Below are 15,171 nucleotides of genomic sequence, written 5' to 3'. Positions count from 1 at the left end.
CGATGTTGTTTACGCCCCTCCAGAATTTCGCGTACGTTGAGCCGCTTTTGCGGCCGTCGACGAGCGCCGCTGTACAGCACGAGGAACAACGGATGTTCGCGCCGGCCAATGAAACTCACTTTGCCCTGACCATCGAAGGTCTTTCCGCCGACTTTCAGGTGTTTACCCTGCAAGGCCGGGAGGCCATCAGCCAGCCTTTTGTCTTCGAAGTGGAACTGGTCAGTGAGCAGCCGTCGCTGGACCTTGAAACCCTCCTGCACAAACCGGCCTTCCTGCAACTGTCGCCCGACGGCAGCGGCATCCACGGCCAGATCTACCGCGCCGCGCAAGGTGACTCGGGCAAGCGCCTGACCCGTTATTCCGTGACCCTGCGCCCGCAACTGGCGTACCTCGCGCACCGGATCAACCAGCGCATCTTCCAGAACCTCAGCGTGCCGAAAATCATAGGCATGGTCCTCGAAGAGCACGGCATCCAGAGCAACGCCTACGAATTCCAGACCCACTCGATCTACCCCGAGCGCATTTATTGCGTGCAGTACGACGAGTCGGACCTGCACTTCATCCAGCGCCTGTGCGAGGAAGAAGGCATTCACTACCACTTCCAGCACAGCGCCACCGCACACAAACTGATCTTCGGCGATGACCAGACGGTGTTCCCGAAACTCAAACCCGTGGCCTATCAGCAAGACTCCGGCATGGTCGCCAGTGACCCGGTGATCAAGCGCTTCGACCTGCGCCTGGAAACCCGCACCAGCCGCACCACGCGTCGCGATTACGACTTCGAAAAACCGCGAATCACCCTCGAAAGCGAAAACCGTGGCGACGCCCTGCCCGACCTCGAGGACTACGACTATCCGGGCCGCTTCGTCGACCGCGAGCGCGGCAAACATCTGGCCAAACGCGCCCTCGAACGCCACCGCAGCGACTTCCAATTGGCTGAAGGCAAAAGCGATCAACCGTTGCTGGTCAGCGGCCATTTCCTCGCGCTGACCGCGCACCCGAAAGCCAAGTGGAACGACCTCTGGCTGCTCACCGAAATCCTCCACGAAGGCAAACAGCCGCAAGTCCTCGAAGAGTCGGTGACCAGCGACACCACCGCGCTGAAAGACGATTTCCACCAGGGCTACCGCAACCGCTTCCAGGCCACCCCGTGGGACGTGCCCAACCGCCCGCCCCTGCGCCACCCGAAACCGCGCATCCTCGGCAGCCAGAGCGCCGTGGTCACTGGCCCCAAAGGTGAAGAAATCCACTGCGACGAGTACGGCCGCGTCAAGGTCCAGTTCCACTGGGACCGCGAAGGCCAGGCCGACGACAAGACCAGCTGCTGGCTGCGCGTCTCCAGCGCCTGGGCCGGCGCCCAGTACGGCGGCATCGCCATCCCGCGCATCGGCATGGAAGTGCTGGTGACGTTCCTAGAAGGCGACCCAGATCAACCACTGATCAGCGGCTGCCTGTACCACAAGGAAAACACCGTTCCCTACGAACTGCCGGCGAACAAGACGCGCAGCACCTTCAAAACCCTGAGCTCCATGGGCGGCAGCGGCTACAACGAACTGCGCATCGAAGACAAGAAAGGTCAGGAGCAGATCTACCTGCATGCCCAGCGTGATTGGGACGAAAACATCGAGCACGACCAGAAGATTCGGGTCGGCAATGAGCGTCACGACACGGTCGAGAAGAACAGCTACACGGAATTCAAGGCTGAGGAACATCACACGGTTTATGAGGACCGCAAGGTTGAGGCGCAGGCCAATGATCACCTGACGGTTGGGGTGAATCAGCACGTCAAGATTGGGACTGGGCAGTTCATTGATGCNACCGCAAGGTTGAGGCGCAGGCCAATGATCACCTGACGGTTGGGGTGAATCAGCACGTCAAGATTGGGACTGGGCAGTTCATTGATGCCGGGCAGGAAATTCACCTGAGCAGCGGCATGAAAGTCGTGCTGGAAGCCGGCGCCGAGCTGACCCTGATCGGTGGCGGCAGCTTCATCAAGATCGATGCCGGCGGAGTGACCATGAGCGGGCCGGTGATCAACATCAACTCCGGTGGTGGCCCGGGCAGTGGCACGGGAGCGGCGCCGCTGTTGCCGGGGCCGTTGAAGCAGGCGGATGCAGATAAGGCCGGACAGTTGCTGGTGCCGGCCTTGCGTCAAACCCTGCAACGAGCAGCCACAACGGCTCAGCCAGTCTGCGAGATATGCGAAAAACTGAAGGCGATGAAATGATCCCCGGTACCACACGTTATCTGCTTCTGGATGGAGCAAAGATCGAAAACCTTCCGGCCCGCGTATACAGCCTGGATGAAAACCCGATTGTCGAATGGCTTTACCACTCAACCCCCTTGCAAGAGGTGTTTGATGTCGGCCCTGCGCTGGTCGTCTTGCGCGCCAACACCGCACTCGAAAAAGCCTTCACTGAGGACTGGCAAAACGATGCCGGCCTGATCATCGAAAGTGATGCGCCCATTCAGCAATTGACTGAACATCTGCGCAGCCTGATCCATGTACGGGTGACCGGTGATGCGTCAATGCTGTTTCGATACTACGACCCGCGAGTCATGCGCCATTGGTTGCCGCCCCTGAGTCCAGCTGAAAAAGATCACTTGATGGGACCGATCCGCCGCGTGCGTCTGCCGGCCCGAGAGGGTGAGCAAGAACAGTGGATCGTTCGTGAGCAAGATCGCCAAAGTGCCCAGCAATATGCCGAGCGACCGTGGCTATACCTCGATGAGCAACAGTTGCAACAGCTCAATCAAGGCAAGCTGGAGCTGTTTGATCAACAGCTGCTGGAGCACGTCAACACCTACTTCCCTGATTGCCTGGCCCAGCGCTCGTCCACGGAGCAGCAACAATGGGCAGTGCTCTGCCGCGAAGGCGCCGCCAGCCACGGTTACTCGGCGCCCAAGGAAGTGGCGCGCTGGTCAGCGCTGGTTGCCGAACATGGCACCGAGTTTCCGCGAGCGCCGGAACATCAGGCCTACCGCGAGATTCTGCAAGAACCCACGCTTAACGCCACACAACGCCTGGATGCCTTGTTGGTAGAACTGCATCGCCATTGGCTGCTAACTGACAAGGAGTCTTTTGCATGACTGCCCAACCGCTCGATAAAAACCGCAATCTGGCCGCCGCCGATCAGGCTGCACAATGCCAGTTCGGCGACGAGGAACTGTCGAGCCCAGGTACCACCTGCCCGGCCAAACACCCGGAAATTTTCATTGTTCCCGCACGCTACGCGAAGGCCGAACAGGCCGCCGAACATGCTGACTTCAAACCTCCCAGCCCGACCAAAAGCCACCCGATGGCACTGCGTCGCCTGCGCGCAGGTTATGTCTACCTGTGGCATGCCGAAGGCCCATTGAAACGCTACGGCGTAGGCGCAGATGGCCTGCTGGTCGAGCAGTCGCTCACCCAACCCCACGCCGAGATCGCCACAGGCGAAAAAGCCGGTATCGCCCTGAACAAAAGCACCGACGCCTGGATGCTCTACAGCGAAAGACCGCTGAGCAAAGACGCCTGCGAGAGCCTGAAAAAGAACGGCGAACGACGCAAACGCATGCGTCAGGTAGCACTCACCAAAGTCGCCACAAACCTGACGGCCAAACACTGCCCGCCACTCGAAAAAGCCCCGACACTTGTCGCCGAACTGATGCCCAAGGTACGTGATCAAGCCCTTGCGCATGATTATCAGCAGAACGGTGCGGCCCAGCGTGAAGACGTCAAAGAACAACGCAAAGTGGCAAAAGCCGCTCCTACTCAGGAAAACATCAAAGCCTACTCCGCCAGCTCGCAGTCCCTCCACGAACGCGAACAGGCAGCCAGTGCACAGCCACCGGGGAAACCAGCGGAAGAGCCCGGGACCTGGAGCGCTACACCCTGGGAAGTGGCACCCACTCAAGCCTGGCTGGATAAGGCCAAGAGTGAGTCGGCGCCGCTTTATGCGGTGTTTGCTGCGCTGGATGATGACTTGGGGGTGTTACGCGATATCAACCATGAGCAGGAATTGGTCGAAGCGGGCCATGAAAAATGGGTCGGTGATAACAACCTGCGCTTGAGCATCGGCGGATTCATTCGCAGCTTGATCACCGAAGACGGAGCCGAGTTGGCTGGCACACTCAGTTACCGCTACAAGGACCGAGACATCAAGCTCACGCCTGATCAAGGCCGGACCATACTCGATGCTCAGCACAAACTGGATGATCAACTCAGGGCAGAAACCCAGGCACGTCGATACGGCGGCCAGCCAAGTCGAACTGAAGCCACTGCGCGTGATGCGCGTATTGCCGAAATCGTGGCACCTGTGCGGGCCTTCATTCCGGCAGATTTGTACAACGAAGCGGAATACGTGGTGCGCGAGTACCGTGCCGAAAAACAGGCCAACCTCGACGACGACTTCCTCAGTGCCAAGGTGAGTAAGTACATCGATCTTGAGGCGATGAACACCTGGCTCGACACCACCGCCCCCACGCATTTCAAGCAGATTGAACAGCGACATACAGTACTGTTTGAGGATCGAGGCTCGTACCTCAAACGCTCAGACAATGGCACCTGGTTTGTCGACTACAACGACCTGGAAACGCGGAACTGGTTGAGCGAAATGGCCACTGGTTGCCTGACCGCCCAGTGCATTCGTGCGAAGGGCGCCGAGCAATATGCCGACTATGTGCGAGCGGCCGATGGCGGTGCACTGACGCAACTGTTCCGCGCTTGGGCGCCTTCGATCGATGCGGGTATTAACAACACAACCCGTTTGGGCGAGCTAATGGCAGCGCTCGAATCCGATAACGTCACCGCGACCCGTCAGGCACTTGCACCACTGACTGCACCGATTCTGGATGACATCGCCTCCATGGCCCGTGACGCTAAAAGTGCATGGAGCGTGCTGGTCAATCGTATGGCGGCTTCGCTGCTGCTACTCAAAGGCGCGAAGACTTTCAGTAGCGCCTGGCTCGGCATATTGGTTGCTGCTCGCTTGGGCAGCGATGTGCGTTTACAAGCTGTGAGCGAAGCTGGCCGACAGGTATGGAAGTTGCTGGGTCAAAGTGCCGAAGGGCTGACGCAATGGGCTAACACCACCGGAAAAGCCATTGGTGCCGGCCGCGTGGCAGGTATTACCAATTCCAGCTTCGTAACCAGCAGTGGCGGGGTCGTACCACTCGCGGCATTGCTGCTGAATACGTTCAATGCGAGTAACTATTTGAGCCAGGCTGGGAAGCTGGAGGGAATGGACAATCAGCGGGTGAACGACACTGTTTCGGCGTCATTGTACGCGGCAGCGGCGCTGGTGGCGGTGATTGATAGTCAGGTGCGGAAGGGGTTGGGAGTTAAGGAAATTGGTAGAGGTCAAACACTAGCGCCAACCCTTACCTTGTTTGGTGGGGTGATCGGTGGGTTGTCGTTGGTTGCTGCTGGAGCGGAGTTTAAATCTCTGCAAAAACAACTAGAAAGCGCACAAACGCACATCGATCCGTGGCTGACGATGCGCCAGACCGTGGTGGCGGGACAAATTACCGCCTATGGCGCACAAGCACTACTAGGGTTCGGTCAGACAGCGAGAGCCTTGGCCGGTCTGATCGAAGTCGAAGCCGCCATCATGCGTTATTCGTTGTGCATGGGCCCGCTGAATTGGGTTATTTTCATTTTAGGCGCGCTGTACCTGATCACCTGGTTTTTTCAGCAGACGCCGATGCAAAACTTCCTCAACTTCTGTTGCTGGTCAAAGGAGCGGGCAGGCAATCTTGATCCTATCGCGGCAAAGGCTCAGCAAGACGAACTCAATCTGCTATACGGCATTCTGTACACACCTCGAGTAAGCATGGAAAGCCGCTCTGTGATGGTGAGTTCCAGTGGCCCTTCTGGACTGGCCTCGCAAAGCGAAATCATCTCGCTGACCATCGACTTGCCGGGAGCCGAGCCTGACAGTGCCTACCTCGAACTGAGCATGGCCGGCGATCCGGTCGATACTCAGGCGTCACGCGACCTGATCAAAAACAGCCCGTACTCCGCCTACAAACCACCGCGTCCGTGGCGAGATCTGGCAATGCTCTGGCTGAAGACCAGCACCTGCAAATGGATACCTTTCCAAGAGGGTCAGGGCTTGCGCCTAAGTGGAGCGTTCCAGCCCGTCTCGAACGTCTTTAGTACACTGCCGAGCACGGTGTCTTTACGATTGCGATATCGCACGCCATTGATCGCGATGCTGGGCGGCGAAAATTTTGTCGGTGGTGCACGTGGGGTAGCCTTTACCCTGAGTGATAACACCGGGGTAATTGCCCTGCGGGATGATCCGACACCTGAGCTGGATCGTGTGCCAAGCTACGCGCTCGGCGATCAGAAACCCGAGTCGATTTACCTGCAACCCAAGGAACAGAAATGAGTACGCCACCGGCAGGCACCACAAAAAAACGGTTGTTTTCGCGCAACGACTATTTAGCGCCGCTGCCCATCCCTACTGGCGAGAAACCTTGCGATGTGCTTAACACCATCTGGCGTAAAAACGAGGTGTTTCTCGACATTGGTAATTACAGCATTGGCTCGGCGGTGATGGTGATATGGCCGACGATGATGCTCTTTTTGGGACTGGCCTTTGCGTTTAGAAATATCTCTCCCGATCTCAGTGTATTTATTCTTGTGGGAGGAGGAATCATTATTGGTATACCCGCGCTCTTTATTGTTCAGGGCCTGCTCCGCGATGTCCCCTTGCCCGTGCGCTTCAATCGGCAACGTCGTGAAGTATGTGTACCGCGTGAAAATGGTGAATATTGGCTGGTGCCTTGGGAAAGCGTCACGGCGGCAGCAACACAACATTCCTCAGTGAGCCAGGCCGGTAAAGCCACCATGGGCTTGTTGATCATCGGCTTTGAAAACCCAGATCCGCAGGCTAAGGAAGACAACAAGCATTTTTCATTCGGTTTCAACTGTGGCGGCGGCACCACGGCCATGGCGTTGTGGGAGTGCACCCGCAGTTACATGGAGGTAGGACCGGACGCCGTACCCAATAGTCGAGTTGGTATTACCCCCTACGAAAAATCGCAAATCGGTTCGCTCATCATCGATCTGCGTAAGGGAGACCTGATAGGTGTTGTATGGGGGATATTCTGCATCACGATTCTGGGAACCTATTTCGCGGAAAAGCTGCAGAACTTGAAACTGTCTTACCCACCCGATCTGCTCTACCCCGACATTATTGAATGGTCAATACCGCTGCCACCCGAACAATGGGCCAAGCGTTCCCCAGAATTGGAAGAAGCCATCGCAAAGCGTGAAGCCGAATTGGCTATGCAGACGGTGCAATGAATAAAAATTAAGAGCCGGAGAGTTCTAACGTTTGAAGCCCAAGGAGAAGGCATGACTTCAGCCACACCCGGAAGCCGCAAAGGACTGTTGTCACGAGAGGATTATCTGGCACCACCGGCTGTCCCTACGGGGCAACCGCCCAAGGATGTACTCAACACTATTTGGCGAAAAAATGAGGTGTCCCTTGATATTGGCTCTTACAGCATTGGCTCTGCTGTAATGGTCATCTGGCCGGTGCTGCTGTTGTGTATTTGGCTTGTCCACCATGAACGTAATTCCGGAATTTTCTGGGAAGCATTGGCGCTCTCATTCTTCATGGTGGGCATACCGATTATTTTAGTAGTAAAAAGTCTATTTAGCCCTGCACCTCCCCCTGTTCGATTCAACCGCCAACGCCGCGAAGTCTGTGTGCCATTCGACGATGGCCGCTACTGGATCGTGCCTTGGGAGCAAGTCACCGCCCAAGCAGTAGCAATGGACTCTGTCGGACAGCACGGTAAAACCACACAAGGCTTACTAGTCGTCGGCTTTCGAAATCCCGATCCTGATGCGCCTGAAAAGGAACGCGACTTCAGCCTGGGATTCAATTGCGGCGGCGGTGAAACGGCCATGAGCCTTTGGGAGTGTATGCGCAGTTTTATGGAGATCGGGCCTGATGCCGTCCCAAAATGCAACTTTGAGGGTGAAAACACCGGAAAGGGATTGATTGGCTGGACTATCAGCATCCTATTTGACGCTTTGAAATCTGCTGCCAAGGGGGATTTCAAATCTTCATTCAAAGATATTTTCTTTACTGTTTTTCTAGGCGCCCCACTGGGGTTTTATTTGCAAGAGCGCAAATTGGTCCCGCCACCAGACCTAATTGTCCCGGAAATAAAAGAATGGTCAAAACCACTATCGCCAGAGCAGTGGGCAAAGCGTTCCCCAGAACTAGAAGAAGCTATCGCCAAGCGTGAAGCCGAATTAGCCGCGCAGACAGATCAAGCATTAGCTTGATGATGAGTAGCGGGACTACAACCCAAGGGCAGCACATGAGTACGCCACCGGCAGGCACCACAAAAAAACGGTTGTTTTCGCGTAACGATTATTTGGCGCCGTTGCCCATCCCCACAGATGAAAAACCCTGTGATGTGCTTAACACCATCTGGCGAAAGAACGACGTATTTCTCGACATTGGCAATTACAGCATCGGTTCAGCCGTGATGGTGATGTGGACGGGCGTGATGGTGTTTTTAGCAATGTCTTTCTTTACTCGAAATCTCAACTCTGATTTCAGCGAGGATATTTTATATTTGGGTGCCGCTATTTTGGCCATCCCTATTTGGATTTTGATCCAAGCCCTATTCCGCGATGTACCCTTACCCGTGCGCTTTAATCGGCAACGTCGTGAAGTATGTGTGCCACGAGATCATGGCGAATATTGGATACTCCCGTGGGAGCGCGTAACCGCAGCAGTGACGCAACATTCCTCTGTGAGCCAGGCCGGTAAAGCCACCATGGGCTTGTTGATCATCGGCTTTGAGAACCCAGACCCTCACGCCGAAGAAGACAACAAACATTTTTCATTCGGATTCAACTGTGGCGGTGGCTCCACGGCCATGGCCTTGTGGGAGTGCACCCGCAGTTATATGGAGGTAGGGCCGGACGCCGTACCCAATAGCCGAGTGGGTATTACCCCCTACGAAAAATCGCAAATCGGTTCGCTCATCATCGATCTGCGTAAGGGAGACCTGATAGGTGTTGTATGGGGGATATTCTGCATCACGATTCTGGGAACCTATTTCGCGGAAAAGCTGCAGAACTTGAAACTGTCTTACCCACCCGATCTGCTCTACCCCGACATCATCGAATGGTCAAAACCCCTGCCGCCCGAGCAATGGGCCAAACGCTCCCCAGAACTGGAAGAAGCTATCGCCAAGCGTGAAGCCGAATTAGCCGCCCAGACAGATCAAGCATTAGCTTGATGATGAGTAACGGGACTTACAACCCAAGGGAAGCACATGAGTACGCCACCGGCAGGCACCACGAAAAAACGGTTGTTTTCGCGCAACGATTATTTGGCGCCGTTGCCCATCCCCACAGGCGAAAAACCCTGTGATGTGCTTAACACCATCTGGCGAAAGAACGACGTATTTCTCGACATTGGCAATTACAGCATCGGTTCAGCCGTGATGGTGATGTGGCCGGGCGTGATGGTGTTTTTAGCAATGTCTTTCTTTACTCGAAATCTCAACTCTGACTTTAGCCAGGATGTTTTGTTTTTGGGGGCGGCTATTATGACAATCCCTATTTTGATCTTAATCCGGAGCTTATTTCGCGAGGTCCCCTTGCCCGTGCGCTTCAATCGGCAACGTCGTGAAGTATGTGTGCCTCGAGAGAATGGCGAATACTGGCTAGTGCCCTGGGAAAGCGTCACGGCGGCAGCGACGCAACATTCCTCGGTGAGCCAGGCTGGTAAAGCCACCATGGGCTTGTTGATCATCAGCTTTGAGAACCCAGATCCGCAGGCCAAAGAAGACAACAAACATTTTTCATTCGGATTCAACTGTGGCGGTGGCACCACGGCCATGGCCTTGTGGGAGTGCATGCGCAGCTACATGGAGATTGGGCCAGAAGCGTTACCGATCACCAATGACTTTGAAAGGGGTCGAGAAAAGTTACGCGGCAGAAATGTGTTTTGGGGCGTTTGTTGTGAATACATAGGCGGCATTATTCAGCACATGCGAGCCCTGGAAATTGATAAAGCCTTGTGGCTGATTATCGGAGCCATATTCTTGGGCGGACCACTCGCAATGATGTTGCAGGTATGGAAGCTCTCTCCTCCTCCTGATCTGCTCTATCCAGACATCATCGAATGGTCAAAACCGCTGCCAACCGAACAATGGGCCAAGCGTTCCTCAGAACTGGAAGAAGCTATCGCCAAGCGTGAAGCCGAATTAGCCGCCCAGACAGATCAAGCGTTAGCTTGATGATGAGTAGCGGGACTTACAACGCAAGGAAGCACATGAGTACGCCACCGGCAGGCACCACAAATAAACGGTTGTTTTCGCGTAACGATTATTTAGCGCCGCTGCCCATCCCCACGGGTGAAGAGCCCTGTGATGTGCTTAACACCATCTGGCGAAAAAACGAGGTTTTTCTCGACATCGGCAACTACAGCATCGGTTCAGCCGTGATGGTGATCTGGCCGATGGTCATGCTTTTTGCGCTTTTGAGTTACATCACGCCTGACCCTCTGATATGGGGAGGGGGATTAATCATCGTGGGTATCCCAATCTTGTTTGTGATCCAGGGCCTATTCCGCGATGTGCCCTTGCCCGTGCGCTTCAATCGGCAACGTCGTGAAGTATGTGTGCCTCGAGAGAATGGCGAATATTGGCTGGTGCCCTGGGAAAGCGTCACGGCGGCAGCGACGCAACATTCCTCGGTGAGCCAGGCTGGTAAAGCCACCATGGGCTTGTTGATCATCGGCTTTGAGAACCCTGACCCGAAGGCCAAAGAAGACAACAAACATTTTTCATTCGGATTCAACTGTGGCGGTGGCACCACGGCCATGGCCTTGTGGGAGTGCATGCGCAGCTACATAGAGATAGGGCCAGAAGCGTTACCGATCACCAATGACTTTGAAAAGGGTCGGGACAAGTTACGCGGCAGAAATGTGTTTTGGGGCGTTTGTTGTGAATACATGGGCGGCATTATTCAGCACCTGCGAGCCCTGGAAATTGATAAAGCCTTGTGGCTGATTATCGGAGCCATATTCTTGGGCGGACCACTCGCAATGATGTTGCAGGTATGGAAGCTCTCTCCTCCTCCTGACCTGCTCTATCCAGACATCATCGAATGGTCAAAACCGCTGCCACCCGAACAATGGGCCAAGCGTTCCCTAGAACTGGAAGAAGCCATCGCAAAGCGTGAGGCCGAATTAGCCGCCAAGACGGATCAAGCATTAGCTTGATGATGAGTAGCTGGACTTACAACCCAAAGGAAGCACATGAGTTCGCCACCGGCAGACACCACTAGAAAACGGTTGTTTTCGCGCAACGATTATTTGGCGCCGCTGCCCATCCCTACCGGCGAAAAACCCTCAGATGTACTCAACACTATCTGGCGCAAGAACGATACGTTTCTCGATATTGGTAACTACAGCGTAGGATCAACGGTAATGGTCATGTGGCCAACACTAATGCTGTTTTTATCTCTGGCCTTTGGTTTCAGAAATATTTCACCAGATCTCAGTGTTTTTATTCTTATTGGTGGTGGGATCATTATCGGAATTCCATCCATGATTCTGGTGCAGGGTTTGTTACGTCCAGTACCTTTACCGATACGATTCAACCGCCAGCGCCGTGAGGTATGCGTCCCGCGAGAGGGCGGCGAATATTGGATAGTCCCGTGGGAGAGCGTAACCGCAGCGGCAACGCAGCACTCATCGGTTAGCCAAGCAGGTAAAGCCACGATGGGCCTTTTAATCATTGGATTTGAGAACCCTGATCCACAGGCAAAAGATCACAACAAACACTTTTCACTGGGTTTTAACTGTGGCGGCGGCACCACCGCCATGGCGCTTTGGGAATGCATGCGTAGTTACATGGAAATTGGTCCGAATGCTGTTGAGGATCAGACGGCTCGTTTCGACAGATCCAAAGGAATATGGGCTACCTATTTCGACGATCTGAAGAAAGCCGCTAAGTTGAGAGGATGGTTTATAACCGTTTTGTGGGAAGGCTTTTGCGGCATTTTCATTTTTAACACGCTGCTGATTGACGTGCTTGAACGTTGGAAATTGAATCCGCCACCCGACCTGACCTATCCCGAAATCATTGAATGGTCGAAACCGCTGCCGCCGGAGCAATGGGCCAAACGCTCCCCAGAACTGGAAGAAGCTATCGCCAAGCGTGACGCCGAATTAGCCGCCCAGACGGATCAAGCATTAGCTTGATGATGAGTAGCGGGACTTATAAAGCCAAGGGAAGCAGATGAGTACGCCACCGGCAGGCACCACAAAAAAACGGTTGTTTTCGCGTAACGATTATTTAGCGCCGCTGCCCATCCCCACGGGTGAAAAACCCTGTGATGTGCTAAACACCATCTGGCGAAAAAACGAGGTTTTTCTCGACATCGGAAACTACAGCATCGGTTCAGCCGTGATGGTGATCTGGCCGATGGTCATGCTTTTTGCGCTTTTGAGTTACATCACGCCTGACCCTCTGATATGGGGAGGGGGATTAATCATCGTGGGTATCCCAATCTTGTTTGTGATCCAGGGCCTATTCCGCGATGTCCCCCTACCCGTGCGCTTCAATCGGCAACGTCGTGAAGTATGTGTGCCGCGAGAGAATGGCGAATATTGGCTAGTGCCTTGGGAAAGCGTCACAGCGGCAGCGACGCAACATTCCTCGGTGAGCCAGGCAGGTAAAGCCACCATGGGCTTACTGTTCATCGGCTTTGAGAACCCAGACCCGCACGCCGAAGAAGACAACAAACATTTTTCATTCGGTTTCAACTGTGGCGGTGGCACCACGGCCATGGCCTTGTGGGAGTGCACCCGCAGTTACATGGAGGTAGGGCCGGACGCCGTACCCAATAGCCGAGTAGGTATTACCCCTTACGAAAAATCGCAAATCGGCTCGCTCATCATCGACCTGCGTAAGGGCGACCTGATAGGTGTGGTATGGGGGATATTCTGCATCACGATTCTGGGAACCTATTTCGCGGAAAAGTTGCAGAACTTGAAACTGTCTTACCCACCCGACCTGCTCTACCCCGACATCATCGAATGGTCAAAACCCCTGCCACCCGAGCAGTGGGCCAAGCGTTCCTCAGAACTGGAAGAAGCTATCGCCAAGCGTGAAGCCGAATTAGCCGCCCAGACGGATCAAGCATTAGCTTGATGATGAGAGACCGGACTTACAACCCAAGGGAAGCACATTGAGTACGCCACCGGCAGGCACCACAAATAAACGGTTGTTTTCGCGTAACGATTATCTGGCGCCGTTGCCCATCCCCACAGGTGAAAAACCCTGTGATGTGCTTAACACCATCTGGCGTAAAAACGAGGTTTTTCTCGACATCGGCAACTACAGCATCGGTTCGGCGGTGATGGTGCTGTGGCCGATGGTGGTGCTACTAGCGCTGATGGCGTACATCACCCCCAAGCCTGCAATGATCTTGATTGTAGGGGGAATCATAATTGGAGTACCCGCGCTCTTTATTGTTCAGGGCCTGCTCCGCGATGTCCCCTTGCCCGTGCGCTTCAATCGGCAACGTCGTGAAGTATGTGTGCCTCGAGAGAATGGCGAATACTGGCTAGTGCCCTGGGAAAGCGTCACGGCGGCAGCGACGCAACATTCCTCAGTGAGCCAGGCCGGTAAAGCCACCATGGGTTTGCTGATCATCGGCTTTGAGAACCCAGACCCACAGGCCGAAGAAGACAACAAACATTTTTCATTCGGTTTCAATTGTGGCGGAGGCACCACGGCCATGGCCTTGTGGGAGTGCATGCGCAGCTACATGGAGATAGGGCCAGAAGCGTTACCGATCACCAATGACTTTGAAAGAGGTCGGGAAAAGTTACGCGGCAGAAATGTATTTTGGGGAGTTTGTTGTGAATACGTAGGCGGAATCTTGCAGCACATGCGAGCCCTGGAAATTGATAAAGCCTTGTGGCTGATTATCGGAGCCATATTCTTGGGGGGACCACTCGCAATGATGTTGCAGGTATGGAAGCTCTCTCCTCCTCCTGACCTGCTCTATCCAGACATCATCGAATGGTCAAAACCACTGCCACCCGAGCAATGGGCCAAACGTTCCTCAGAACTTGAAGAAGCTATCGCCAAGCGTGAAGCCGAATTAGCCGCGCAGACAGATCAAGCGTTAGCTTGATGATGAGTAGCGGGACTTACAACCCAAGGAAGCACATGAGTACTCCACCGGCAGGCACCACAAAAAAACGGTTGTTTTCGCGCAACGACTATTTGGCGCCTCTGCCCATCCCCACAGGCGAAAAACCCTGTGATGTGCTTAACACCATCTGGCGAAAAAACGAGGTTTTTCTCGACATCGGAAACTACAGCATCGGTTCAGCCGTGATGGTGATCTGGCCGATGGTAATGCTCTTTGCGCTTTTGAGTTACATCACGCCTGACCCTCTAATGTGGGGTGGGGGATTAATTATCGTGGGTATCCCAATCTTGTTTGTGATCCAGGGCCTATTCCGCGATGTCCCCCTACCCGTGCGCTTCAATCGGCAACGTCGTGAGGTATGTGTGCCGCGAGAAAATGGCGAATATTGGCTGGTGCCCTGGGAAAGCGTCACGGCGGCAGCAACGCAACATTCCTCAGTGAGCCAGGCCGGTAAAGCCACCATGGGCTTGTTGATCATCGGCTTCGAGAACCCAGACCCGCAGGCCGAAGAAGACAACAAACATTTTTCATTCGGTTTCAACTGTGGCGGCGGCACCACGGCCATGGCGTTGTGGGAGTGCACCCGCAGTTATATGGAGGTAGGACCGGACGCCGTACCCAATAGTCGAGTGGGTATTACCCCCTACGAAAAATCGCAAATCGGTTCGCTCATCATCGATCTGCGTAAGGGAGACCTGATAGGTGTGGTATGGGGGATATTCTGCATCACGATTCTGGGAACCTATTTCGCGGAAAAGCTGCAGAACTTGAAACTGTCTTACCCACCCGATCTGCTCTACCCCGACATCATCGAATGGTCAAAACCCCTGCCACCCGAGCAGTGGGCCAAGCGTTCCCCGGAGTTGGAAACAGCTATTACCAAGCGTGAAGCGGAACTAGAAGCACAAATCGCATGACTGTCTTCGACAACCGGAATACCTGAGTCCACTTTCATCAACAAAGGCTCACCCCGA

The 15,171-nt window shown here is 54.6% G+C and carries 11 protein-coding genes and 1 pseudogene; all 12 read left to right on the top strand.

Features of this window, described 5'->3' with window-relative positions:
* The first annotated feature begins 92 nt into the window (after positions 1 to 92).
* Positions 93 to 2,227: pseudogene (locus ACVVH8_RS11020) on the top strand (type VI secretion system Vgr family protein).
* Positions 2,224 to 3,090 (top strand): DUF4123 domain-containing protein, encoded by an 867-nt coding sequence (locus ACVVH8_RS11015; RefSeq protein WP_213028230.1) that lies wholly within the window; start codon positions 2,224 to 2,226, stop codon positions 3,088 to 3,090. The pseudogene ACVVH8_RS11020 and the gene ACVVH8_RS11015 overlap by 4 nt, the downstream one beginning before the upstream one ends.
* The gene (locus ACVVH8_RS11010) at positions 3,087 to 6,374 is read left to right on the top strand and encodes a toxin VasX (RefSeq protein ID WP_475230057.1); all 3,288 of its coding nucleotides are present in this window, start codon (positions 3,087 to 3,089) and stop codon (positions 6,372 to 6,374) included. The genes ACVVH8_RS11015 and ACVVH8_RS11010 overlap by 4 nt, the downstream gene beginning before the upstream one ends.
* Positions 6,371 to 7,294 carry a hypothetical protein gene (locus tag ACVVH8_RS11005; protein ID WP_475230054.1) on the top strand — a complete coding sequence of 308 codons (924 nt, stop codon included), beginning with the start codon at positions 6,371 to 6,373 and terminating at the stop codon, positions 7,292 to 7,294. The genes ACVVH8_RS11010 and ACVVH8_RS11005 overlap by 4 nt, the downstream gene beginning before the upstream one ends.
* 51 nt (positions 7,295 to 7,345) lie before the next feature.
* On the top strand, positions 7,346 to 8,290 hold the full coding sequence (locus tag ACVVH8_RS11000) for a DUF6708 domain-containing protein (RefSeq protein WP_475230051.1): 945 nt from the start codon (positions 7,346 to 7,348) through the stop codon (positions 8,288 to 8,290).
* Between the two features lie 35 nt (positions 8,291 to 8,325).
* The gene (locus ACVVH8_RS10995) at positions 8,326 to 9,258 is read left to right on the top strand and encodes a hypothetical protein (protein WP_475230049.1); all 933 of its coding nucleotides are present in this window, start codon (positions 8,326 to 8,328) and stop codon (positions 9,256 to 9,258) included.
* A 36-nt stretch (positions 9,259 to 9,294) separates the two neighbouring features.
* Positions 9,295 to 10,263: a DUF6708 domain-containing protein gene (locus ACVVH8_RS10990; protein ID WP_475230046.1), complete on the top strand. Its 969-nt coding sequence runs from the start codon at positions 9,295 to 9,297 to the stop codon at positions 10,261 to 10,263.
* A 35-nt stretch (positions 10,264 to 10,298) separates the two neighbouring features.
* Positions 10,299 to 11,249, top strand: coding sequence for a hypothetical protein (locus tag ACVVH8_RS10985; protein ID WP_475230043.1), 951 nt, complete (start codon positions 10,299 to 10,301; stop codon positions 11,247 to 11,249).
* A 36-nt stretch (positions 11,250 to 11,285) separates the two neighbouring features.
* Positions 11,286 to 12,233 (top strand): hypothetical protein, encoded by a 948-nt coding sequence (locus tag ACVVH8_RS10980; RefSeq protein WP_475230040.1) that lies wholly within the window; start codon positions 11,286 to 11,288, stop codon positions 12,231 to 12,233.
* A gap of 37 nt (positions 12,234 to 12,270) precedes the next feature.
* A complete protein-coding gene (locus ACVVH8_RS10975) occupies positions 12,271 to 13,185 on the top strand; it encodes a hypothetical protein (RefSeq protein ID WP_475230037.1) in 915 nt (304 codons plus the stop codon).
* 37 nt (positions 13,186 to 13,222) lie between these two features.
* Positions 13,223 to 14,176: a hypothetical protein gene (locus ACVVH8_RS10970; protein WP_475230034.1), complete on the top strand. Its 954-nt coding sequence runs from the start codon at positions 13,223 to 13,225 to the stop codon at positions 14,174 to 14,176.
* Between the two features lie 35 nt (positions 14,177 to 14,211).
* Entirely contained in the window at positions 14,212 to 15,114 is a 903-nt protein-coding gene (locus ACVVH8_RS10965) for a hypothetical protein (protein WP_475230031.1), read from the top strand.
* Positions 15,115 to 15,171: the final 57 nt, after the last annotated feature.

It is taken from the genome of Pseudomonas trutticola BRTCR10, from assembly GCF_056155105.1.
This window is presented reverse-complemented; position numbering and strand designations above follow the sequence as displayed.

What these genes read in the sequence shown, in the direction of transcription:
- ACVVH8_RS11015 (WP_213028230.1), top strand. Translation starts at nt 2,224, where the DNA reads ATGATCCCCGGTACCACACGTTATCTGCTTCTGGATGGAGCAAAGATC.
- ACVVH8_RS10990 (WP_475230046.1), top strand. Translation starts at nt 9,295, where the DNA reads ATGAGTACGCCACCGGCAGGCACCACGAAAAAACGGTTGTTTTCGCGC.
- ACVVH8_RS10975 (WP_475230037.1), top strand. Translation starts at nt 12,271, where the DNA reads ATGAGTACGCCACCGGCAGGCACCACAAAAAAACGGTTGTTTTCGCGT.
- ACVVH8_RS10985 (WP_475230043.1), top strand. Translation starts at nt 10,299, where the DNA reads ATGAGTACGCCACCGGCAGGCACCACAAATAAACGGTTGTTTTCGCGT.
- ACVVH8_RS10965 (WP_475230031.1), top strand. Translation starts at nt 14,212, where the DNA reads ATGAGTACTCCACCGGCAGGCACCACAAAAAAACGGTTGTTTTCGCGC.
- ACVVH8_RS11005 (WP_475230054.1), top strand. Translation starts at nt 6,371, where the DNA reads ATGAGTACGCCACCGGCAGGCACCACAAAAAAACGGTTGTTTTCGCGC.
- ACVVH8_RS11000 (WP_475230051.1), top strand. Translation starts at nt 7,346, where the DNA reads ATGACTTCAGCCACACCCGGAAGCCGCAAAGGACTGTTGTCACGAGAG.
- ACVVH8_RS10980 (WP_475230040.1), top strand. Translation starts at nt 11,286, where the DNA reads ATGAGTTCGCCACCGGCAGACACCACTAGAAAACGGTTGTTTTCGCGC.
- ACVVH8_RS11010 (WP_475230057.1), top strand. Translation starts at nt 3,087, where the DNA reads ATGACTGCCCAACCGCTCGATAAAAACCGCAATCTGGCCGCCGCCGAT.
- ACVVH8_RS10995 (WP_475230049.1), top strand. Translation starts at nt 8,326, where the DNA reads ATGAGTACGCCACCGGCAGGCACCACAAAAAAACGGTTGTTTTCGCGT.